Origin of the sequence: Flavobacterium sp. WC2430, from assembly GCF_040822075.1 — a bacterium.
Taxonomy (GTDB): domain Bacteria; phylum Bacteroidota; class Bacteroidia; order Flavobacteriales; family Flavobacteriaceae; genus Flavobacterium.
The window spans coordinates 3,072,521-3,095,836 of the sequence record NZ_CP162007.1; the positions used below are offsets into that span (position 1 = coordinate 3,072,521).

At 33.0% G+C, this 23,316-nt stretch carries 22 protein-coding genes and 1 tRNA gene; 16 read left to right on the plus strand and 7 right to left on the minus strand.

Annotated features, from left to right (window positions below; genetic code table 11):
- Positions 1 to 167 precede the first annotated feature (167 nt).
- The 3 genes from AB3G36_RS13365 (at position 168) to AB3G36_RS13375 (ending at position 1,586) form a co-directional block, all read left to right on the plus strand.
- Complete coding sequence (locus tag AB3G36_RS13365) at positions 168 to 923, plus strand: DUF4369 domain-containing protein (protein ID WP_367753546.1); 756 nt, start codon at positions 168 to 170, stop codon at positions 921 to 923.
- A 39-nt stretch (positions 924 to 962) separates the two neighbouring features.
- Entirely contained in the window at positions 963 to 1,328 is a 366-nt protein-coding gene (locus tag AB3G36_RS13370; RefSeq protein WP_367757939.1) for a TlpA family protein disulfide reductase, read from the plus strand.
- 176 nt (positions 1,329 to 1,504) lie between these two features.
- A tRNA-Tyr gene (locus tag AB3G36_RS13375) sits at positions 1,505 to 1,586 on the plus strand.
- Between the two features lie 126 nt (positions 1,587 to 1,712).
- Here AB3G36_RS13375 and AB3G36_RS13380 read toward each other — a convergent pair.
- Together AB3G36_RS13380 and AB3G36_RS13385 are read right to left on the minus strand one after the other, a co-directional pair.
- Positions 1,713 to 2,402 (minus strand): SIMPL domain-containing protein, encoded by a 690-nt coding sequence (locus AB3G36_RS13380; protein WP_367753548.1) that lies wholly within the window; start codon positions 2,400 to 2,402, stop codon positions 1,713 to 1,715.
- Positions 2,403 to 2,457: 55 nt separating this feature from the next.
- On the minus strand, positions 2,458 to 3,096 hold the full coding sequence (locus tag AB3G36_RS13385) for a rhomboid family intramembrane serine protease (protein ID WP_367753550.1): 639 nt from the start codon (positions 3,094 to 3,096) through the stop codon (positions 2,458 to 2,460).
- Positions 3,097 to 3,210: 114 nt separating this feature from the next.
- On the opposite strand from AB3G36_RS13385, the gene AB3G36_RS13390 reads away from it, so the two are divergent.
- Both AB3G36_RS13390 and AB3G36_RS13395 read left to right on the plus strand, forming a co-directional pair.
- Complete coding sequence (locus AB3G36_RS13390; protein WP_367753552.1) at positions 3,211 to 4,095, plus strand: lysophospholipid acyltransferase family protein; 885 nt, start codon at positions 3,211 to 3,213, stop codon at positions 4,093 to 4,095.
- A 65-nt stretch (positions 4,096 to 4,160) separates the two neighbouring features.
- The gene (locus tag AB3G36_RS13395; protein WP_367753554.1) at positions 4,161 to 5,726 is read left to right on the plus strand and encodes a YdiU family protein; all 1,566 of its coding nucleotides are present in this window, start codon (positions 4,161 to 4,163) and stop codon (positions 5,724 to 5,726) included.
- 35 nt (positions 5,727 to 5,761) lie between these two features.
- On the opposite strand, the gene AB3G36_RS13400 is transcribed toward AB3G36_RS13395, so the two are convergent.
- The 4 genes from AB3G36_RS13400 to AB3G36_RS13415 form a co-directional block, all read right to left on the minus strand.
- Complete coding sequence (locus AB3G36_RS13400; protein WP_367753556.1) at positions 5,762 to 7,249, minus strand: aminotransferase class V-fold PLP-dependent enzyme; 1,488 nt, start codon at positions 7,247 to 7,249, stop codon at positions 5,762 to 5,764.
- 176 nt (positions 7,250 to 7,425) lie between these two features.
- On the minus strand, positions 7,426 to 8,007 hold the full coding sequence (locus AB3G36_RS13405) for a porin family protein (protein ID WP_367753558.1): 582 nt from the start codon (positions 8,005 to 8,007) through the stop codon (positions 7,426 to 7,428).
- A gap of 50 nt (positions 8,008 to 8,057) precedes the next feature.
- The gene (locus AB3G36_RS13410; protein WP_367753560.1) at positions 8,058 to 8,834 is read right to left on the minus strand and encodes a membrane metalloprotease; all 777 of its coding nucleotides are present in this window, start codon (positions 8,832 to 8,834) and stop codon (positions 8,058 to 8,060) included.
- A gap of 87 nt (positions 8,835 to 8,921) precedes the next feature.
- A complete protein-coding gene (locus AB3G36_RS13415) occupies positions 8,922 to 9,965 on the minus strand; it encodes a hypothetical protein (RefSeq protein WP_367753562.1) in 1,044 nt (347 codons plus the stop codon).
- 399 nt (positions 9,966 to 10,364) lie between these two features.
- On the opposite strand from AB3G36_RS13415, the gene AB3G36_RS13420 reads away from it, so the two are divergent.
- The 7 genes from AB3G36_RS13420 to AB3G36_RS13450 all read left to right on the plus strand — a co-directional run bounded on the left by AB3G36_RS13420 (position 10,365) and on the right by AB3G36_RS13450 (position 16,974).
- A complete protein-coding gene (locus tag AB3G36_RS13420; protein ID WP_367753564.1) occupies positions 10,365 to 10,880 on the plus strand; it encodes an RNA polymerase sigma factor in 516 nt (171 codons plus the stop codon).
- Between the two features lie 61 nt (positions 10,881 to 10,941).
- A complete protein-coding gene (locus tag AB3G36_RS13425) occupies positions 10,942 to 11,856 on the plus strand; it encodes a FecR family protein (RefSeq protein WP_367753566.1) in 915 nt (304 codons plus the stop codon).
- Entirely contained in the window at positions 11,843 to 14,371 is a 2,529-nt protein-coding gene (locus AB3G36_RS13430) for a carboxypeptidase-like regulatory domain-containing protein (RefSeq protein WP_367753568.1), read from the plus strand. Before AB3G36_RS13425 ends, AB3G36_RS13430 begins: the two co-directional genes overlap by 14 nt.
- A 360-nt stretch (positions 14,372 to 14,731) precedes the next feature.
- A complete protein-coding gene (locus AB3G36_RS13435) occupies positions 14,732 to 15,193 on the plus strand; it encodes a hypothetical protein (protein ID WP_367753570.1) in 462 nt (153 codons plus the stop codon).
- Between the two features lie 457 nt (positions 15,194 to 15,650).
- Entirely contained in the window at positions 15,651 to 15,956 is a 306-nt protein-coding gene (locus AB3G36_RS13440) for a hypothetical protein (protein ID WP_367753572.1), read from the plus strand.
- A 263-nt stretch (positions 15,957 to 16,219) separates the two neighbouring features.
- Positions 16,220 to 16,462 (plus strand): DUF1059 domain-containing protein, encoded by a 243-nt coding sequence (locus AB3G36_RS13445; protein ID WP_367753574.1) that lies wholly within the window; start codon positions 16,220 to 16,222, stop codon positions 16,460 to 16,462.
- 113 nt (positions 16,463 to 16,575) lie between these two features.
- Complete coding sequence (locus AB3G36_RS13450; protein ID WP_367753576.1) at positions 16,576 to 16,974, plus strand: DoxX family protein; 399 nt, start codon at positions 16,576 to 16,578, stop codon at positions 16,972 to 16,974.
- A gap of 116 nt (positions 16,975 to 17,090) precedes the next feature.
- On the opposite strand, the gene glmM is transcribed toward AB3G36_RS13450, so the two are convergent.
- On the minus strand, positions 17,091 to 18,488 hold the full coding sequence (glmM, locus tag AB3G36_RS13455; protein WP_367753578.1) for a phosphoglucosamine mutase: 1,398 nt from the start codon (positions 18,486 to 18,488) through the stop codon (positions 17,091 to 17,093).
- Between the two features lie 97 nt (positions 18,489 to 18,585).
- Here glmM and AB3G36_RS13460 point away from each other — a divergent pair, with 97 nt between their 5' ends.
- Genes AB3G36_RS13460 through AB3G36_RS13475 form a run of 4 tightly spaced genes read left to right on the plus strand, consistent with a single transcriptional unit; the run spans position 18,586 to position 23,297 of the window.
- On the plus strand, positions 18,586 to 19,170 hold the full coding sequence (locus tag AB3G36_RS13460) for an ACP phosphodiesterase (RefSeq protein WP_367753580.1): 585 nt from the start codon (positions 18,586 to 18,588) through the stop codon (positions 19,168 to 19,170).
- A 26-nt stretch (positions 19,171 to 19,196) separates the two neighbouring features.
- A complete protein-coding gene (ggt, locus tag AB3G36_RS13465; protein ID WP_367753582.1) occupies positions 19,197 to 20,882 on the plus strand; it encodes a gamma-glutamyltransferase in 1,686 nt (561 codons plus the stop codon).
- A 51-nt stretch (positions 20,883 to 20,933) separates the two neighbouring features.
- Complete coding sequence (ggt, locus tag AB3G36_RS13470; protein ID WP_367753584.1) at positions 20,934 to 22,619, plus strand: gamma-glutamyltransferase; 1,686 nt, start codon at positions 20,934 to 20,936, stop codon at positions 22,617 to 22,619.
- Between the two features lie 3 nt (positions 22,620 to 22,622).
- Positions 22,623 to 23,297, plus strand: a complete 675-nt coding sequence (locus AB3G36_RS13475) for a DNA alkylation repair protein (RefSeq protein ID WP_367753586.1) — start codon at positions 22,623 to 22,625, stop codon at positions 23,295 to 23,297.
- The last annotated feature ends 19 nt before the right edge of the window (positions 23,298 to 23,316 follow it).

Here is a 23,316-nt window from a genome sequence, read left to right on the forward strand (position 1 = left end):
TCATTATTTTAAAATTGCATTGTCTTTTTTAACAACTAAATAGAGATACATGCACTAACTTATACTAAAAATAAATTAAATTATAACAAAAATTTAGGTTATAAAATTATTTATACTTTAATAAAATTAAATACTTTTGCAGACTTAACTTAATTAACTAATTAATAATGAAAAAAATAATTTTATTACTTTCTGCTGCTGTTGTTTTAATTTCTTGCAGCAAAGTTGGAAAAGACGAATACATCATTTCTGGTACTGCAAAAGGTATTGAAAATGGAAAAACAATTATCCTTGAGACACAAAACGATATGGGAATGGTTGCTATTGATACTGTAAAGGTTGAAAATGGTAAATTTGAAATTAAAGGAAAAATTACTGAACCAGCATTTCATACATTACAATTAGAATCTGCTACAAGTAAAATTCCTTTTATACTAGAATCTGGAGAAATCTCTATTGTTATCGATAAAGACAGTATTCAAAAATCAAAAGTATCAGGTACTTATAACAATGATGAGTATGTAAAATTTAATGAGGAAATAAAAGTAGTTCAAAAGAAACTTATGGATTTCCAAACTAAAAACATGCAAGCAATGAATACAGCACAACAAACTAAGGATACTGCTGTAATCAATTCATTAATGAAACAGTTTTCAGAAATACAACAAGAAGTTGGAGAAGCGTCTAAAGCTAAGTATGTAACTTATGCAGAATCTCATCCAAAATCGTTCATAAGTGCCTTAATTATTCAAGGTATGGCTAACGATCCAAGTGTTGATTCTAAAAAAACAGAAGCAATTTATAATAGCTTCGATGCATCATTAAAAAACACTAAACCAGGTAAAGCAATAAAAACTAGACTTGATCAAATGAAAGCGCCTGCTGCTGGAGCCACTGCCCCAACTGCTGGTGACGCTAGATGAAGTACCGATTTTTCGGCACCCAATCCTGAAGGAAAAGTAATTTCTCTTAAAGAAAGTTTAGGAAAAGTAACAATCGTTGATTTTTGGGCCTCATGGTGTGGTCCGTGTCGAAAAGAAAATCCAAATGTTGTAGCTATATACAAAGAGTTACATTCAAAAGGACTTAACATCGTAGGTGTCTCTTTAGATAAAGACGCAGCAAAATGGAAAGAAGCTATTGCTAAAGATAAATTAACTTGGACACAAGTATCCAATTTAAAATTTTGGGATGAACCAATAGCTTCTCAATATAAAGTAGAAGCTATTCCAGCCACTTTCATACTTGATGCATCAGGTAATATAGTTGCAAAAGACTTAAGAGGCGATGAACTTAGAGCAAAAATTATTGAACTTTTGGCTAAATAATCCAATTCTTAGAATAAAATAAAAAAATCTCCCTAGTGGAGATTTTTTTATTTTATTCAATACCAATACGTTAAAAATAATAGTGAAATTAAGTGCAAAATTAGTTTGCATAAACCAAAACAGTTTCTATATTTGCAACCGCTTACAACAACATAAGTGTTGTACTCAAAGGCCTCGGGGAGATACTCAAGCGGCCAACGAGGGCAGACTGTAAATCTGCTGACTACGTCTTCGTAGGTTCGAATCCTACTCTCCCCACAAAACGCTGCAAGTAATTGCAGCGTTTTTTTTGTTCCATATACTTTGTAACAATTTTATAATATCAAAAAAAAGTCCCGTCTAATTATTAAATTAGACGGGACTTTTATAAAACCAATATTCTATTTATTCCAAAATAAAACTTACACTTACGTTAGCCGTTATTTTAATTTCACCTACTGCTAGTGTTTCTCTAGGCGCACCCATATCACTCATCTCCGTTTTCATCATTCTCGCATAGACTGGCTGAGGATTGTAATTTTGTGAATTGTCGGATATTGTCATTGCACGGCCTACTTTTTGTCCTAAAACAGACACATAATCCTCTGCTTTCATCTTCGCATTCTTAATTGCTAATTTTCTAGCTTCAGATTGATATTTGGCTAAATTAGAAGACTGGAAAACAACATTGTCAATTCTATTTATCCCTTGGTTAACTAAACCCTCCATCAATTCATCATATTTAGAAAGATCACGCACTATGATTTCAATTGTTTGAGTAGCATTGTAAGTCGTTTTCTTTTTTTCGTAATCATATTGTGGATTTAAAGCAACACGTTGCGTCTTGTAATCAGCAGGAGCTAAATTCATCTTTTTTATCAATTTCAAAACAGATTCAATCTGTTCGTCATTTTGTTTTTTTACGTCTTTAGCATTATTCCCTTTAGTTTCAACCGTAGCCGAAATAGTTGCTTGATCTGGTACTACTTTAATCTCCCCCTCTCCAGTTACACTTATTTGAGGAATTTGTTTTACTTCTTGAGCGTATGACATTGTCATAAACAACATCGAAAGAATTAATAATGATTTTTTCATTTTTAAAATATTTAAATTATTTATTTGCAATAGTATTCTTTCAAAAGTTATGCCATTAAATTTTTCCCATTTTGGCCATGGCAAAAAGAATTACTATAGGAATCAATAATAACACTACCATTAAGGTGTTTTCTATAAGTAAATGAGGGTTTGTTATTAGTGTAATCAAAAAACCCCCAATAGCGCCTCCAAAATGCGCCGTATGACCTATATTATCATTCTTAGCTCTCATACCATAAATAGAATAGAGCAAATATAAAATCCCAAAAATATAGGCTGGAATAGGAATGATAAAAAAGATGCCTAACATCATATTGGGTTCTAATAAAATTGCCGAATATAAAATACCGGTAACTGCTCCTGACGCCCCAACCGCTCTATAATTATAATCATTTTTATGAAAAAGAATAGTCAATAAACTACCAAAAATTAAACTACCAAAATAGATGATTACAAATGAAAAGGTTCCTAAATAACCAATTACAACTGGTGCAAAAAAGTAAAGCGTAATCATATTAAAAGCCAAATGCCCTATATCAGCATGAAGGAAAGCAGACGAAAGTAATCTTATTTGTTCTCCTGATCTAATACTTCCTATGTGGAATTCGTATTTTCTGAAAAATGTATGATCATTAAACCCTTTATAACTAAACAATGCATTTGCAACGATTATTGCAATCAAAATGGTATTCATAAAATCTATTTATAGTGAATTGTAAATGTAGTGATTCTCTAAGATTCGTCCAGTATGTCTTTTAATTTTATCTGTTTATTCATTTTTGACTTATATTTGCAAAAAAAATAGTGCATGCAATTTCTCATTTTTATTATAGCTTATCCCCTACTTTGGTTACTGTCTATTCTTCCTTTTCGCATTTTTTATTTATTATCAGATGCTATCTACTTTTTAATCTATTATATAATAGGCTATCGTAAAAAAACAGTACGAGAGAATCTAGCTATGGCCCTACCCAATCTTAGCGATGAGGAACGTCTTGTGATCGAAAAAAAATCATACCGCCATATGTGTGATATGTTCATGGAAATGATCAAGACCATGACCATTTCATCCAAAGAAATGAATAAACGATTTGTTATCACAAATTTGGAAGTTATTAAAGAATATGAGGCAAAAGAAAAAAGCATCATGTTATTAGTATCACATTACGCCAGTTGGGAATGGCTTATCACTCTTAATCAAAAAATAAGCTATAAAGGTGTAGGAGTTTATAAAAAAATAAATAATAAATATTTTGACAAACTCATTAGAGACATTCGATCAAAATACAATACCGAATTAGTTGTCTCAAATAAAACAATACCATTGATTGCGGACAATAATCGAAAAAACATTCTTTCCATATATGGCATACCAAGTGACCAATCGCCCGCAGCAAACAGAATATTTCATTGGGATAAATTCATGGGCATAGAAGTTCCTGTGCATACTGGAGCCGAAATGTTAGCCAAAAAATATGATTTAAATGTCATTTATGTAAAAGTAAAAAAAGTAAAAAGAGGGTATTATGAAGCCACATTAATTCCTCTAAGTGACAATGCAAAGTCAATTCCAGATTTTGGAATTACACACGACTATTTACAGGAAGTTGAAAAACAAATTCACGAAGCTCCTGAGTTTTATTTCTGGACACATCGAAGATGGAAACACAGACGCAAAGAAATAAATACCTAATTAAGTTTTAATTAACGGTTGTTTCCCTAATATTTCATTAATTTTGATACTAATACACTACCCAAATGAATTTAAAAATCAACAATAGGTTTAGTACAGAATTACCAGCAGATACTGATGAAACAAATGTAACACGTCAAGTGAATAATGCTTGCTTTTCCTATGTTACTCCAAAAACTCCATCTAAACCTCAACTCATTCATTTTACGGAAGAAGTTTTGGATTTGATTGGAATTTCTAAAGAGGAAGCAAAGTCTACTGTCTTTACCAATGTGTTTTCTGGAAAAGAAATACTTCCCAATACTCGCCCTTATTCCATGAGTTATGCCGGTCATCAGTTTGGGAATTGGGCTGGACAATTGGGCGATGGGAGAGCTATTATTCTAACTGAAATTGAACATAACCAACAAAACTATACCTTACAGCTAAAAGGAGCAGGAATGACGCCTTATTCCCGTAGAGCTGATGGGCTGGCAGTGTTGCGTTCTTCTATCAGAGAGCATTTATGCAGTGAAGCGATGTTTCACCTAGGTGTTCCTACTACTCGATCGCTATCTTTAATTCTTACAGGAGACCAAGTTTTACGTGATGTCATGTATGATGGTCATCCTGAGTATGAAAAAGGAGCCATAGTTTGTCGCGTTGCCCCTTCGTTTATTCGTTTTGGGAATTTCGAACTTTTCTCTTCCCAAAATGACTTGAAAACCTTAAAATTATTGGCTGATTTTACTATCAAATATTATTTTCCTGAAATAAAAGGAACTCCCAAAGAAAGCTACATCCAATTTTTTAATGAAGTGGCTAATAAAACCCGCGAAATGGTGTTACAGTGGCAACGTGTGGGCTTTGTACATGGAGTAATGAATACCGATAACATGTCCATTTTAGGACTTACTATAGATTATGGACCTTACGGTTGGCTTGAAGATTACAATCCAAATTGGACTCCTAATACGACCGATCGTGAAAACCGCAGATACCGTTTTGGGAATCAACCTCACATTGCCCTTTGGAATTTATACCAACTCGCCAATGCATTATTTCCTTTGATTGAAGAAGCTGCTCCATTAGAAACCATTTTACATGATTATCAGTCCCTATATGAAGCGGATTATGCCGATATGATGCGAAACAAATTAGGATTGGTTACCCAAAAAGAAAATGACAATCAACTCCTACATATCTTAACCGAAAATCTTCAACTGACAGAAACGGACATGACTATTTTCTTTCGAAAATTAAGTCAGATAAAGAAAGAGGAATCTGTTGAAAATGCATTTTCAGTGATTACTGACTCATTCTACACTACAGACGCAATTACTTCCCAAATAAAAGACTCTTGGTTGTATTGGTTTACCCAATATTTAAATCGTTTGCAACAGGAAGACACAACTGATGCCGACCGTAAACTAAGTATGGATAAGGTAAACCCCAAATATGTGTTGCGCAATTATATGGCTCAAGTAGCTATTGAAGCGGCAGAAAAAGAGGATTATTCGATACTAGAAGAATTGCATGTTCTATTGAAAAACCCCTATCAAGAACAAGAACAATTTGAAAAATGGTTTGCCAAAAGACCCGATTGGGCCAGAGAAAAAATTGGAAGTTCTATGTTGTCTTGCAGTTCATAGCAGACAACATAGCTCCTTCTATTTATGTAATTGATTTACAAAGAAAACCACTCTTTTACTAATTCATCTTCTAAAGGTTGTGCTTTCTTATGCACAAACTCATTCGTATCCCTATTGTAATCGTAATCTAAAGCCCAAGATGCATGATTTTTGGCTAAATCCTTAATTGCATTACATACAAATTCAATTTCAGCAGTAGTAGTTGTAGGATGAATGGACATTCTAATCCAACCCGGCTTTCTTATCAAATCCCCTAAACTAATTTCATCAATCAATTTATGCGACGTTTCTTGATCTACATGCAGTAAAAAATGTCCATAAGTACCGGCGCAACTACAGCCACCGCGAGTTTGAATTCCGAATTTATCATTCAGTAACTTCACTCCCAAGTTAAAATGTAGATCATCAATATAAAAAGAAATGACACCTAATCGATCTTGATGTTGACCAGCCAATATTTTAATATTAGATACATTTCCCAGTTCTGAGAATACAAAATCAACAATTTCATGTTCCCTTTTTAGTATATTCTCAATTCCCATTTTCTCTTTTAACTGAATCGCAAGTGCTGTTTTAATCACTTGTAGAAAACCTGGAGTTCCACCATCTTCTCTATCTTCAATATTATCAATAAATTTATGTTCCCCCCAAGGATTCGTCCAAGAAACGGTACCTCCACCTGGATTATCAGGAACTAAATTTTGATATAATTTTTTATTAAAAACCAATACTCCAGAAGTCCCAGGACCACCAAGAAATTTATGTGGAGAAAAGAAAACGGCATCTAAATAGCTTTCTGGATCTTTAGGGTGCATGTCTATTTCTACATATGGACCAGAGCAGGCAAAATCAACAAAACAAAGTCCGCTATGTTGATGCATTACTTTAGCAGCTTCATGGTAAGGAGTTCGTATTCCGGTTACATTAGAACAAGAAGTGATTGAAGCAATTTTAAAGCTTCTGTCTTTATATTTATCTAATAGTATTGCTAAATTTTCAATGCTAAATAACCCATCTTCTGTAGAAGGAATTACCTCAACATCAGCAATCGTTTCCAACCAAGAAGTTTGATTCGAATGGTGCTCCATGTGCGAAATGAATACAATAGGACGTTTTTCGGCTGGAATATTTATGAAATCTTTCAAATTTTCAGGAACTTTCAGTCCTAATATTCTTTGGAACTTATTCACTACTCCAGTCATTCCAGTTCCATCTGTTATCAAGATATCATTGGCATTCGCATTAACATGATGTTTAATAATATGACGTGCTTTATGATACGCTTTGGTCATAGCCGTACCAGAAACAGTTGTTTCTGTATGCGTATTGGCTACAAAAGGTCCAAAATCATTCATCAACTTTTCTTCAATAGGACGATAGAGACGTCCACTTGCAGTCCAATCTGTATAGATGATTTGTTGTGGTCCGTATGGGGATAAAAAATCTTGATCGATTCCTATAATATTCTTACGAAATTGTTGGAAATATTGTTCTAATTGAGTTGGTGTATCTGTAACGGTCATGATATGCATTTATTAAAGCGTAAATATATTGATTATTGTGGATTCTGCAATTTATAAAATTATCAAAATCATCACTGTCCATTGATAAATAAATCGAATTTAAGTCACTTTCGACTAAAAAACCCTCTCAAAGTAGTACTCTGAGAGGGTTTAAATATAGTAGTTAACTAGTACGATTATAAATCAAATCCTACTGAAAATTGCCAAACACGATTGTGTGCTTTATCATTATCATACAAATCTCCTAAACCTAAATGATAACGTACTCCTAAGCTTATTCCAGAATCTGTTTTAAATCCAGCTCCAAAATTCATTCCCCAATCAAAACTGTTTGGGTCGTACTGCTGTGAACTATTGAACAAACCTTCATATACTTCTTTGTGAGAAACAGCTAATCCTATTTGTGGACCTGCTTCCAAAAAGAAATTTTTAGATGGATATGCTTTAAGCATTACGGGTAAATTGATATAATCTAATTTTTGAGTAAAAGTACCATTAGCATCTTTTATCTCATATCCTTGTTGAGAATACATTAGTTCGGGTTGAATAGAAAAGCTTTCGCTAATGAAAGATTCTCCATAAACTCCAACGTGAAAACCATGACGTTGTCCTGTTTCACCATTACCATCATAATTGACAGCGGCTAAATTGTATCCTCCTTTTATCCCTGCATTTGATTTAGGAACTGAATGGTCTTGTGCACTTATTGTTGATAGTACACCAAAAAATAAAGCAAGTGTTAAATAGGTATTTTTCATTTTGTTTGTTTTTTATTATTTATTTTAATTAGTATTCAAATTTTACGTTCTTATTTTCCCCCGTTTGCTTTCAAGTCGGCTAAACATTGTGCATCTAGTTTTGGTGCTGTTCCTCCCGAAACCATATTAGTAATTCCGCTTCCTGATTCGGCTGACCAATACATCAAGCAACTTTCCACATTACAATGTTTTGCATGATCTAAATCTTCATGGTTGCTTTGCAGTTTTGCACCTAAATTAGTTAGTCCTAAAATATGACCAAACTCATGCTCCATAACTGTAGTTTCTAATAAACTTCTACTGGGTTTAAAAGGACTATCGCTTAAACCTTGAATCGTTTTTTCGTAAATAACGAACGATGTGTTTCTATATGCTGTTCCCAAAACCAGTCCTGAACTGGTATTACTTGCTGATGCTCCATCTACAAAAAATGCCCACACAGCAATTTGATTGGAAGTATTGTATTTCGTTCTGTTTGCATCTTCAATGGCAATAATTTCTTCATTGGTAAATGTTGCTTTTCCAGAAGATGCAATTGCTCTTTTTACAATAGTTATTCCCTGTGATTTATTAACTCTTTCATTTAAAAAAGTAACAAAATTATTAATTGCAGCAGTTGATGGCTCATATCCTTGAACGTATACCACTTCAACAACCATACTTTTAAAAGTATCCTCAGCCAATAAATCATAGGAAGAACTTCCTGTTGCTTTTTTATTATTAGAAACTAAATTCCCTCCAACTGTAATATCATTTGAAGCATCTTGTTTCGAACAAGACAGCGTTAAAGCAAAAATCATGGCCAGGACTGCAATTCTTTTTTTCATTTTTTTTCTTTTTAATTTTTTATTTCAAACAACAGTTTCTTAATCAAAGTGAACTGTTGTTCAAAAATGTACTAATTCAATTAGTGATTATATTTGGTTTAAAACCAATGTTACACCCGCATTTGTAGTGCTTTGCAAAGTGATTGATGACGCACTGAAGCTTGATACTTTCCAAGTGTTATTCAATAAATTGAAAGAAGCGTTCCCTGTGAAATTTAATTTCAAGAAAACATCTACTTGCGAACTCATCGCATAAGTTCCTGTTGCAGTTGTACTCAAGGTGTTTACCACTTTTATTGACATATCGTTTGCGAAATCAATGGTATTGTCTTTGTAGGTATTAGCTGAATCTACTCCTGCACTTACAAAAGACTGTACTTTAAAAACACCATTCACTAATATAGTTTCCAGTTTTTTTGAATTTTGAGCGGCTTCCTGCATTGTAGCTTCCGTTTTAAGTGAAGCGTTTATAGCAGCTTGAAATTCAGCATCACTAGAAACTGTTGTTTTTGTTCCGTCAATTAAAGTAACTGTCATTGGATATTTTACCGAGAATAACTCTGAACTACTCATTGTAGACATATACGCATATAATTGTTGTTCGGATGTAATAACGATACTTCCTGTTTGTTCTAAACTTATGTTATAAGTTAAAATAGTAATAGGAAAAGTAATATTTACAGATGAAATGGCATCTTGACCAGAAGATTGTGCCGTTGTACAGGCATTAACAATTGCATTGTATTCCGTTTGATTATTTACAGTCGCTTCTGTATAGTTACTCATTTTTACTTTTAAAGGAAATTGTAACACTACAGAGTCTTGATCATTATTAAACTGACCTAAAATTGAAATCACTTGAGTATAATCCAATTGACTTAAAAGAGTAACCTTCGTACCATTTACGGTAGCAGTTGCAGGTAAAACAATGGAAGAACATGAAGCACCATCAATAAAATCATCAAATGAACCATCATACATTGAAGTACGTTTTAGGTTATTAGCTGTTGTTGAGTTAGCAGCATTTGTGTTTGGGTTTTGACCTTGAACATCATTTACTTCACTTTGACATGATGTAAAACCTAATATTGACATTAATGCGATTCCTGTAATAATTCTTAACTTTTTCATAATTTTATTTTTAATGTTTTGTATCACTATTGACGTTTTTTACGCCTTTCTATTAGTAAGACAACTAACATTATTTTTACCCTACCCAAATTTTAAAAAAAATATAAAAATTATAATATCCCTTTATACTTCCTATTGGTTTGGAAGCAAAATTATCCAAAATATATTTTAGAACTATTATAAAATTATCTTTAGAACTTACACAATTATTGGAGAAACCAAAAACTATATCAAATAGCGTAATGAAATATATCCTATATTTTACGGTTCTTAATACAGTTCTTTTTTTCTATTGTTTCTTCCCGATTATCCATAAAACAAATTGGGAATTTAAAATCAAAACAATAGATTCAAAAAATATTTTACTTTTACAATCTATTAAAAACGAATTTGCATGCAATGACCGACGAAAAAACGAATCTTTGTGACGAAAAGCACTTCAATCAATTTTATCTTAAAAATGTACAATCGGCTACGAATTTTGCTTATTACAAATGTGGTGATAGCGATGCGGCTTTAGATTTGGTTCAAGATGCCTTTACCAAAATATGGGAGAATTGTTCCAAAATTGATTTTACAAAAGTGAAAACCTATTTACTTACAACTGTAAATAATTTATTTTTAAATACTATTAAGCATAAAAAAGTGGTTCTAGCTTACGCCAAAGAATCTCCCAATCTCGACATTACAAATCAAAGTCCTGAATACCTATTAGAAGAAGAAGAATTCAAAGAGAAACTTCAAAATGCTATTGCCTCATTAACAGAAGCACAACGTGAAGTGTTTTTAATGAATCGAATTGACGGTAAAAAATACCGCGAAATTGCCGAGTTACTTGATATTTCACAAAAAGCAGTCGAAAAAAGAATGTCCAGTGCACTCAAAATATTAAAAGAGCAGATCGAAAACATATAAATAATTGATTTGTAGTAGGGTAATTCCATAATGAGTTGTCTTACTATTATAGAGGTTCAAAATGAAAAACGAAAAAGAAATACTAAAATGGCTCAATGGGGAACTCTCCAATCAAGAAATTGAAGATTTAAAACAATCGGAAGAATCGGACACGTTGGAAAAAATCGCTCATTATTCATCACTGTTGGAAACTCCAAAAGTAGATGCACAAAAAGCATTAGACCAATTCAAAGCCAGAGACAAATCTAAAAACGAAACCAAAGTTCGAACACTACACTTTAAAACCATTTATAGTGTAGCTGCTGCTATCGTTGTGTTATTAACCAGCGCCTACTTCCTGTTTTATAATACTACAACCGCATTTGAAACACAAATAGCTCAAATCAAAACGTTCCACCTTCCGGATGATTCTGAAGTATTGCTGAATGCGGCTTCAAAAATAACTTTCAAGGAAAAAGAATGGGAAAACAAACGTGACTTAACCTTAGACGGAGAAGCGTATTTTCAGGTAAAAAAAGGACAAACCTTTAGCGTCAACACTGCTGATGGTGTTGTTCAAGTGCTAGGAACACATTTTAACGTAAAGCAACGCAAAAATTATTTTGAAGTGAGCTGTTATGAAGGCTTAGTTAGTGTAACCCATAATAACGAAACCGTTAAGCTACCACCAGGAAAAACCTTTAGATTGATCAATAATAAAATTGAAGATGTACCTGATTTTAATGCCCAAAATCCTTCGTGGATGCAAAAAGAATCTAGCTTTGACCGCATTCCTCTAGATCAAGTAATAGCCGAATTAGAGCGTCAATATGATATTAAAATAAAAACCGAAGGCGTGGATACTTCTAAATTATTTACTGGAAGTTTTACCCACACAGATCAAAAAATAGCTTTAGAAGCCATTACCATTCCTCTTAAACTCAGTTATAAAATAGAAGGCAAAACCATTATATTTTACAACTATGGAGTACAATAAATGGATACTTTACATTTTTTTATCCTTTGGAAGTATCTGTCATGCCCAAAAAGCAACTGATAAAATTCCGCTAACAGGAGTTATTGCCTCTATTGAACAACAGTTTAATGTAAAGTTTTCCTATGCAGTCGAAGATGTAACCGGAATTACAATCGAAAAACCAGCAATTACACTTTCGTTACCACAAACAATTGATTACTTGAATGCTAAAGTACTATTGAACTTTAAAGCATTAGACAACCGTTATGTTACCGTTTCTGTTTTGAATAAAAGAATCGCTATTGCAGGTTTGGTCCTTTCAGAAGATTCTAAAACACCTTTAAATGGGGCAACAATAATCGCTGATAATCAGGTTGCAATTACAACCAAAAACGGGTCTTTTAATTTAACAAATATTCCAATAACTGCTGCAGTTACTATTTCATATATCGGTTTTGAGTCTCGAGAATACAGAGCAAACGAATTATTTTCGAATCAAACAAAACCCAAAGAAATACTTTTAAAATCCAGCAATGAAGAACTGAATCCCGTTTTAATCAATGTGTATTTGACTCCGGGATTACAAAAATACTTAGACGGAAGCACCGTTTTAAACACTAAGAAATTCGGAATCTTACCGGGTTTAATTGAACCTGACGTATTGCAATCGATTCAAGCATTGCCAGGCGTAGAAAGTACGAATGAAAGTATTGCCAACATCAATGTGCGTGGTGGCACAAATGACCAAAATCTAATGGTTTGGGACAATATAAAAATGTACCATTCAGGTCATTTCTTTGGACTTATATCCGCCTATAATCCTAATTTGACTAATAAAGTTATTGTTACTAAAAATGGAACCAGTGCAGAATATAGTGATGGGGTTTCAAGCACCATTAATATGTTTACCAATGATGAAGTGAGCAATTCCTTTTCGGGCGGTGCGGGAATAAACTTAATCAATGCTGATGCATTTTTGGCTATTCCCATAGCTAAAAACTTGGAAATTGACATCTCTGGAAGGCGTTCTGTAACGGATCTTTTTAACACGCCAACGTTTACCAACTATTACAAACGAAGTTTTCAAGATAGTGAAATCAATGCCGACAGCCATCAGAACAATACCAATTCGGATTTTTACTTTTACGATTATACCGCTAAAATTTTATTTGATCTCAACGAAAAACACCAATTTAGAGCAAATCTTATTGGAATCAACAACGCCTTGAATTATTCAGAATATAGGGCTAATGATACCAATTCCGAAACCAAAGCCAGCACGCTTTCGCAAAAGAATATTGGGTTCGGGGGAAACTGGAAAGCACAGTGGAATTCTAAATTTAGTTCCAACCTGATTACCTACTTATCCAAATACAATATTGATGCTACGGATTACAGAGTAGAAACAGATCAACGGCAAACTGAAGCCAATGAAGTATTGGAAACGGGAATTAAATTAAATACCCATTATAAAGCCAACGAATACTTTACCCTCTTGGCAGGTTATGAATTTAATGAAACGGGCATGCTCAACCAGACCACCGTAAGCGCTCCATCCTACTCTAGTACTAAGAAAGACGTTTTAGACAATCACGGACTATTTACCGAAGGAGAATTCCATAAAAACAATACCTATTTCAGAATTGGCGTTCGCTTGAATTATTTTCAAAAGTTTGATAAATTACTCGTAGAACCTAGGATAAACATCAGGCAGCAACTATCCAATCAATTTGCACTAAAACTGGAAGGGGAATTTAAAAACCAAACCGCTACTCAAATTATTGATTTTGAAGATGATTTTCTAGGTGTTGAAAAAAGACGTTGGGTATTAGTCAATAATCAAAGTATTCCTATTGCCACAAGCAAACAAGGTTCTTTTAGTGTAGAATTTAATGCCAATAAACTCAATATAGACCTGACTGGATTTTACAAAGTGGTTGATGGCATAACTGCGTCCAATCAAGGTTTTTATAATAATTTTCAATATAAAAATGCTCATGGAAGCTATACCGCAAAAGGAATTGAGTTTTTGGCTAATAAAACGACAGGAAAATACAGCACTTGGTTAAGCTATACTTTTAGTATTAATAATTATGAATTTGATAGTTTCACACCCAATACATTTCCAAACAATGTAGACATCAGACATTCTGTTTCTCTAGGTTTCAATTATGATATTGTGAAAAATTTCAAACTATCAGTAGGTGGAATTTGGCGAAATGGACAACCTTACACGGTACCATTAGAAGGTAATGAAACTGTGAAAAATGGTAATACAACCATGGTGAATTACGATTCTCCTAATAGTAAAAATTTGGATAATTTCATGCGTCTCGATGCCTCTTGCAGTTACCAGTTTAATCTTGCAACCGGAATCAAGGGAATCCTTCGTGCTGGAGTGATTAATACAACCAACGAAGACAATGTAATCAACCGATATTACAAAGTAGATCCAAGTGATTCTAATAAAACGATAAAAGTGGATAACAAATCCCTTGGTATGACTCCAAATGTGAGTTTTAGAGTGAATTTTTAATAGTATATCTTTTAATTCATACATTCCATTTTAGCTATTTTTATACGAATAGTCTTAAAGATAAATCCCTGTTCTTGTAAAAAGAATGCTATATTTGATTAAAATGCACTACTTAGTAGCGAGTATATACAAGTTGACCGTTAGTTTAGAAAACCGAATTAAAAGTAAAATGAAATCTATTATAAAACATAAGATTTTCAAGGGATTAATTTTAACAACAATTCTTTGTTGTTCAATTGTAATTATTTGCTTTTTCTTTTTCTCATCTAGAGTTCAAATATAAGTTTGATATAAAAGCATTCATTGGAAAAGATTATTATAGTCTAAATTGGACAGAACATAAATAAAAAACTTTAATTAATGGAAGCACTTTGGATTTTTCCTCTGTATTTCGTTTGTCCAATAGTTGGCATAATTTTACTAATCTTTGGCATATTTCAATATTATAAAAGAAAAGATAAATCTAGAATCATTACCGGAATCTTTTTTATTTCATTGCCAATCATTCATTTATTTTTAATGGAAGTAATTCAAAATAATTTTGAAAAAAATGTAGTTGGACATTATAATATCCTCGAAAAAAACGAAATAGTTTTAAAGATCAAAAATGATGGAACTTTTGAACTTAACAATTTACCTGGATTAAAACAGCAGGGAAAGGGTAAATGGGACATATTTAGGGGTGATATTACAACGCTTGATTTACACTTTAAAAATAATCAAGAAGCAGATGTTTCTTTTGAAATAAATGATGAAAAAAAACATCTAAAATTAACATCTAGTCCTTTCGAAAATTACCCTTTCGAGCTAATAAAAAAATAAAATACATTAATAACTAACCGCTTATATTTAGTTGCACTTGTAGCACAAACCTTAAAACCGTATTAAACGGAACCGCTCTACATCCATCCCTTTTGAGTTTAAAATAAATAAGTCATAGCAATTTCAAGAGGCCATTGTGCCTCTTTATTTTGTGAATCTTTTAATTAACAATCCTTTAGTCCTATTTTTTTTATTTATAAAACTCCGGATGTTAAAAAACATCTATTTAACTGTTATTTAATACTTTCGATTTTTTAATATTTGTATTTTTAATAAAAATAAAATTGGAGTACCCTACTAAACTCTTATTTATTTAGTTATTAAATACTTTTCCAGAATAATTACCAACTACTCCTATAAATGAAATATAATTTTATAAAAAGTGGAGACCAGAAACCATTTTAAAAACGGGGCGTTATCGAAAAGCCAAACGAGTAGAAAATAAAATTACTACAAAATGGAAAATAAGAAAAAAGTTATGGTTCAATTTGACTTTCCTGGAATGTCAGTAAAGGAATACGATCAAATATGGAATGACCTTCGTGCCGCAGGACATCAAAACCCAAAAGGGTTGATTCACCATGCTGGTGCTCCAACCGATAAGGGCGTCAAAGTAGTTGATGTATGGGAAAACGCAGATAAGTTCAATGAGTTTGGACAAGCGCTAATGCCAATTCTAAACAAACACGGTGTCAAAGAACCTAAACCCGTTATTTTACCGCTACACTATGAATATAATAATGCCAAATCAGCGGTATTATAACCCAAACCAATCGCATTTAAAAAATAAAACTCTTTCAAAACAAGCATTTGAAAGGGTTTTACTATTTATAAAAACAGACCTTTTTAAACTTAATCTCAATTGTTATCTTCTAAATACTTTTATCAAAACCAATCAATTTGTATTTTAATTCCTTTATATTTACAGTATAACACCGTATTATGACTAAAATACCTGCTTAATTTTATCTTAAATAGAATTTCAAATCTGCGTGTTTAGTCCATTATTAATTAAAAACCAACCTTATGAAAACAATGACATGTAAACAACTAGGAGGAGCGTGTGATACTGCATTTCAAGCTAAAACTTTTGAAGAAATAGCTGAATTGAGCAAAAACCACGCTATGGAAATGATTCAAAAAGGGGATGAACCACATAGTAAAGCTTTGAGAGAAATGCAAGAACTCATGCATTTTCCGGAAGGAATGAATGCATGGTTTGAAAACAAAAGAAAAACTTTCGACTCTTTGTCATCTGATAAAATATAATGATCATAACAAAACATATAAATAGTACAACTAAATAAAAGAAGTTAATTAGTTTTAAAGTACTATTCTGTCTTTTCATCTCTTCAAAAAAACACTAATCAATTATTAATATTATGAATAAAAATACCAATCTAGCCTTATTAATACTTCGAATTTCAGTAGGTGCATTAATGTTATTTCATGGAATCGCTAAACTAGGAGGCGTATCATTCATTGAAGGTATGTTAGACGAAAAAGGGCTACCCTCTTTTCTAGCCTATGGGGTTTATATCACTGAAATTATTGCACCGCTCCTAATTCTAATTGGGTATAGAACAAGATTAGCCTCTGTAGCCTATATCTTTGGTTTATTATTTGCTACCCTATTAGTACACACTGGAGATTTATTTTCTTTAAACGAAAATGGTGGTTGGCAATTGGAATTAATAGGTTTATACCTTTTAGGTGCCCTTGCTTTATTCTTTTCAGGTAGTGGGAAATATGCAATTTCAACAACAAATAAATGGGATTAAATAAATTAGTGCTATTACTTTTTTTTAAATTATGTTCGTTCCATTTCAAGCTTAAAAACAAAACCCCTTTCAAATTTAATTTAAAAAGGGGTTTATCTATTTAATAAATACGCCTTTTAAATTCCAGCTACTGCTTTTATTTCATCTATAATGCGTAATGCTAACGTATCCGCTTGAGCTTGTTTAGGTGCTTCTGTATAAATACGAATAATCGGTTCCGTATTTGATTTTCTTAAATGCACCCACTCATTAGCAAAGTCAATTTTCACTCCGTCAATTGTAGTGCTATCTTCGTTTTTATATTTCTCAGTCATAGCAACCAGAATAGCATCAACATCAATTTGTGGTGTCAACTCGATTTTATTTTTACTCATGTAATATTCTGGATACGAAGCACGCAATGCTGAAACGGTCATTTTTTTGTTGGCCAAATGGGTTAAAAACAACGCTACACCTACTAAACTATCACGACCATAATGCGATTCTGGATATATGATTCCACCATTCCCTTCACCACCTATAATGGCATTGTTCTTTTTCATTAAGTCGACTACATTCACTTCACCTACAGCCGATGCTTCATAATTCCCGTTATGCTTGTTTGTCACATCACGCAAAGCACGAGAAGACGACATATTAGAAACTGTATTTCCTGGCGTTTTACTCAATACATAATCGGCGCAAGCCACAAGGGTATATTCTTCTCCAAACATTTCACCGTCTTCACAAATGAAAGCCAAACGATCTACATCTGGATCAACAACAACACCTAAATCTGCTTTTTCTTTAACAACTAATTCCGAAATATCAGTCAAATGTTCTTTTAGAGGTTCTGGGTTATGAGGAAAATGACCATTAGGTTCACAGTATAATTTTACTACTTCCACTCCCATCAATTCTAGTAATTTAGGAATAATAATCCCTCCAGATGAATTCACACCATCAACTACCACTTTAAATTTAGCTGCTTTTACAGCTTCAACATCTACCAAAGGAAGATTCAATACTTCATCAATATGAATATCCATATAAGCATTGTTCTCTGTTATTTCTCCTAAACTATCTACATCCGAAAAATCAAAAGCTTCAGCCTCAGCAATAACAAGGATTTTTTCTCCTTCAATTCCATTCAAGAATTCCCCTTTTCCATTCAATAACTTTAAGGCATTCCATTGTTTTGGATTATGAGAAGCGGTAAGAATAATTCCACCATCTGCATTTTCCAAAGGAACAGCAATCTCTACTGTAGGAGTTGTCGACAATCCTAAATCAATTACATCAATTCCTAAACCTATTAAGGTATTTACCACTAAATTATGAATCATTGGTCCAGAAATACGAGCATCACGACCAACCACTACTTTTAGTTTAGCATTCGTTCTTTCTAGAGTATTGTTTTTCAACCAAGTACCATATGCTGAAGCAAATTTTACTGCATCCACTGGCGTTAAGTTATCTCCCACTTTACCTCCTATAGTTCCACGAATTCCTGAAATTGATTTTATTAAAGTCATTTATATCTATTTAAATTTTGAGTGATTTATTTATAATTTCCACAAATATAATAATTGACAGTTTAAAAAAGTCAATTAGAATTCATAATTTAGGCGAATGAATTTTCTAGCACACATCTATCTTTCAGGCGACAATGATTTAATCAAAATTGGCAATTTTATGGCTGATGGTATTCGAGGGAAACATTTTGAAACTTTTCCTTTGGATGTGCAAAAAGGGATTGTCTTACATAGAGCCATTGATACTTTTACAGATGCCCATCCCGTTTTTAGACAAAGTACTAAAAAATTGCACAAAAGATACCATCATTATGCTGGTGTAATTGTCGATGTCTTTTACGATCATTTCTTAGCAAAAAATTGGAATAACTATTCTAATGAAAGCTTAGAAAATTTTGTACAACGATTTTATCAGTCCTTGGATGACAACCGATCAATCCTTACTGAAAGAACCATTGGTTTAATGCCTTACATGGTCAAACAAAATTGGTTGTCTAGTTATCAAACGGTTGAAGGAATAAATCAAATCTTGACCCAAATGGATAGTCGGACTAAAAACAAATCAAAAATGCGTTTTGCAACTGATGAACTACAAGAATTTTATGTAGATTTTGAACAGGAATTCACTGATTTCTTTGAAGATTTAAGAGCACATGTAATACAAAAATTAACAACCTTATAAAACATATAATAAACCACAACCAAAACATGAAAAAAATAATTCTATTCCTTTCCTTAAGTATTCTAAGCTGTAAGTCAAATGAAAAAGTAATATCCCCAACTGGTCTTGTAACAAATAAAGCAATGGTTGTTTCGGCAAGAGAAGAAGCTTCAGCCATAGGAGTTGCCATAATGAAAAAAGGCGGAAATGCATTTGATGCTATGGTTGCGACTGAGCTGGCTTTGGCTGTTTCTTATCCGCAAGCCGGAAACATAGGTGGTGGTGGTTTTATGGTATATAGAAAAGCAAACGGAGAAACGGGGGCCTTAGATTATAGAGAAAAAGCACCTTTAGCTGCATCGAAAGATATGTTTCTAGATAAAGATGGAAATGTAATCGAAGGTAAAAGTAGAGAAACTGCATTTGCTTCAGGAGTTCCTGGAACACTCGCTGGTTTATTTGCCGTGCATAAAAAATACGGTTCTTTACCGATTCCGGAAATTCTGGCTCCCGTAATCGCTTTAGCTAAAAAAGGTGTCGTTGTCACCGATCATCAAGCAAAAAGCTTATCTGATTATAGAGCTACTTTTATTAAAACCAATGGCCCAAATAGTTTGTTTTCTCAAGAATATAAGGCGGGAGACACTATAAAATATCCAGCATTAGCTGCCACTTTACAAAGAATATCTGATAATGGTCGTGATGAGTTTTACAAAGGGGAAACGGCTCAAAAGCTAATTACTTTTTTGAATAACAAAGGAGGTAATATGACCGTTAAAGACTTGAATACCTATGAAGCAAAATGGAGAACACCAATTACTTTTAAATACAAAGATTTAAAAATTACATCTATGTCTCCGCCTAGTAGCGGTGGAATTTGTTTGAACCAAATAATGAAAATGATTGAGCCTTTTGATCTGGCACAAATGGGACACAACAGCGTGAAAGCAATTCAAGTAATTACAGAAGCAGAACGTAGAGCGTATGCAGATAGAAATTCATTCTTAGGCGATCCTGATTTTGTACAACTTCCTGTAAAAGAACTATTAGATTCTACTTATATCAAAAATAGAATGAGTGATTTCTCATTCGAAAGAGCATCAAAATCTTCTGAAATTGGAAAAGGTAAAATTGCTGGATACGAAAGCAAGCAAACTACACATTACTCTATAGTAGATGCCGAAGGTAACGCCGTTTCAGCTACAACCACTTTAAATGATAATTATGGCTCTAAAATATACTGCGATGAATTAGGCTTTTTTCTAAACAATCAAATGGATGATTTTAGTGCTAAGCCTGGTGTTCCTAACCTCTATGGCCTTACAGGCACTGAAGCGAATAGTATCGCTCCAGGAAAAAGAATGTTAAGTTCTATGACACCAACTATTGTAGAAAAAGACAAAAAACTATTCATGGTAGTTGGAACTCCAGGAGGATCTACTATTATCACCTCCGTTTTACAAACGATTTTGAATGTATATGAGTATAATATGAGTATGCAAGAAGCGGTTAATGCTCCTCGTTTTCATCATCAGTGGTTGCCTGACGAAATCACATTTGAGCCCAACTCATTTGACAAAGAACTATTGAAAAAAGTAAAAGAAAAAGGATATAAAGTCAATGAGACTAATAAAGAAATAGTGGGTCAGGTTGATGCAATTTTAATCTTGGCCAATGGAAAATTAGAAGGTGGTGCAGATAAAAGAGAAGACAATAAAGCCGTTGGTTTTTAAAATTAATTTATAATTTATTCTATTCCAAACAATTATTAAAATACCCCAGAAATGAAAAAAATTATTATTCTACTTAGTGTCATTTGTTTCGGTTGTAAAGCTCAAAACACTTCAGTAAAACCAACAGGACTGGTTGCCAATAAAGCTATGGTAGTTTCAGCACGAGAAGAAGCTTCAAAAATTGGAGCTGATATCATGAAAAAAGGCGGAAATGCATTTGATGCTATGGTGGCTACCGAATTATCTCTTGCTGTTGCTTATCCTTATGCAGGAAACATAGGAGGTGGCGGCTTTATGGTGTATAGAAAAGCCAATGGAGAAGCGGGGACTTTAGATTACCGTGAAAAAGCACCATTAGCAGCGACAAAAGATATGTTTCTTGATAAAGAGGGAAATGTAATCAAAGGAAAAAGTACTAAAACGCCTTTGGCCATAGGAATTCCAGGAACTATAGCTGGTGTTTTTGCTGTGCATAAAAAATTGGGTTCTTTGCCAATGGCTGAAATTTTGAAACCAGTTATCGAATTAGCTGAACGCGGTGTGATTGTGACTCACAAACAAGAAGAACGCTTAAATGAATACCGAGAAGAACTGACAAAAATAAACGGAGCTAACTCTGTTCTTTCTAAAGTGTATAAAGAGAATGACACTATTAAATATCTCGCTTTAGCAAAAACGTTAAAAAGAATCTCAAAAAATGGAAGAGATGAGTTTTACAAAGGAGAAACTGCAAGAACATTAGTAGCTTATTTAAAAGAAAAAGGAGCTATTATTACCATGGAAGATTTGGCGAAGTACGAGGCCAAATGGAGAAATCCTATTACGTTTAAATATAAAGATTTAAATATTATTTCTATGGCGCCTCCTAGCAGTGGAGGTATTTGTTTGGCACAAATCATGAAAATGATTGCTCCTTATGATTTGGCAAAAATGGGTCACAATTCGGCTCAAGGAATTCAAGTTATTGTAGAAGCTGAGAGAAGAGCTTATGCTGATAGAAGTTACTTTTTGGGTGATCCAGATTTTGTAAAAATTCCTTTGAAAGCGTTAATGGATAATACCTATTTAAAAGGTAGAATGGGTAGTTTTAACGTTGATAAAGCCACATTATCCTCTGATATAAAAGAAGGAAAAGTGACTTACAATGAAAGCATGGAGACCACCCACTACTCTATTGTGGATCAGTTTGGTAATTCAGTTTCGGCAACAACAACACTGAATGCAGGATATGGTTCTAAATATTATTGTGACGAACTGGGCTTTATGTTGAATAATGAAATGGATGATTTTAGTTCAAAACCAGGAACACCAAATATGTTTGGATTAGTTGGGAATGAAGCCAATAGTATCGCTCCCGAAAAAAGAATGTTGAGTTCTATGACACCTACCATTGTAGAGAAAAATGGGAAATTATTTATGACCGTGGGTTCACCAGGAGGTTCAACGATTATTACTTCGGTATTACAAACGATTTTAAATGTGTACGAATACCAATTGAGTATGCAAGATGCGGTAAATGCACCTCGTTTTCATCACCAATGGTTACCTGATTTAATTACTTTTGAACCTAATACTTTTGACATTAAAACATTAGAAACCTTAAAAGAAAAAGGGTATTTGATTAACGAAAAAACAACTCCCGTTATCGGTAAAGTTGATGCTATTCTTGCACTTCCAAACGGAAAATTAGAAGGTGGTGCTGATTTTAGAGGGGATGACAAAGCAATAGGATTTTAGATTATGCCTTTTATTAGTGAGCTAGAAAATACTTTTCAAGAAAATAGCCATGCCGAAAATGGTTTTGCTATGGCAAAATACATGAAAAATAAATTTACTTTTTTTGGGATAAAAACGCCCGAAAGAAGAAGTCTTTTTACAGTAATTTGGAAGAAAAACAAAACAGAAGTCACCGCTAACGCAAGAGCAATAGCGGTACTTTTATTTGAAAAGAAAGAAAGAGAATTTCATTACTGTGCCATAGAAATTTTAATCAAAGAACTCAAAGGGAAATACCAATATGGAGATATTGAACTTATTAAGAAATTAATTACAACCCATTCTTGGTGGGACAGTGTGGATACTATTTCTAAATATATTTTAGGGCAATATTTAGTTGAGTTTCCCAAATCTATTCACTTAATCGTAACTGAATTTTCAAATTCCGAAAATATGTGGTTGAATAGAAGTGCTATTTTATTTCAACTAGGGTATAAAACAAAAACTAATTTTGATCTATTAAAAAAGGTTTGTCTGCAACATCAAGATTCCTCCGAATTTTTTATTCAAAAAGCAATTGGATGGTCATTACGAGAATATGCCAAAACAAATCCTTTTGATGTAGAAAAATTTGTTAATAGTGAAACCTTAAAGCCATTGAGCAAAAAAGAAGCTTTAAAAAATTTAAGAAATGCTTAAAATAATAGTAATTTAGCAT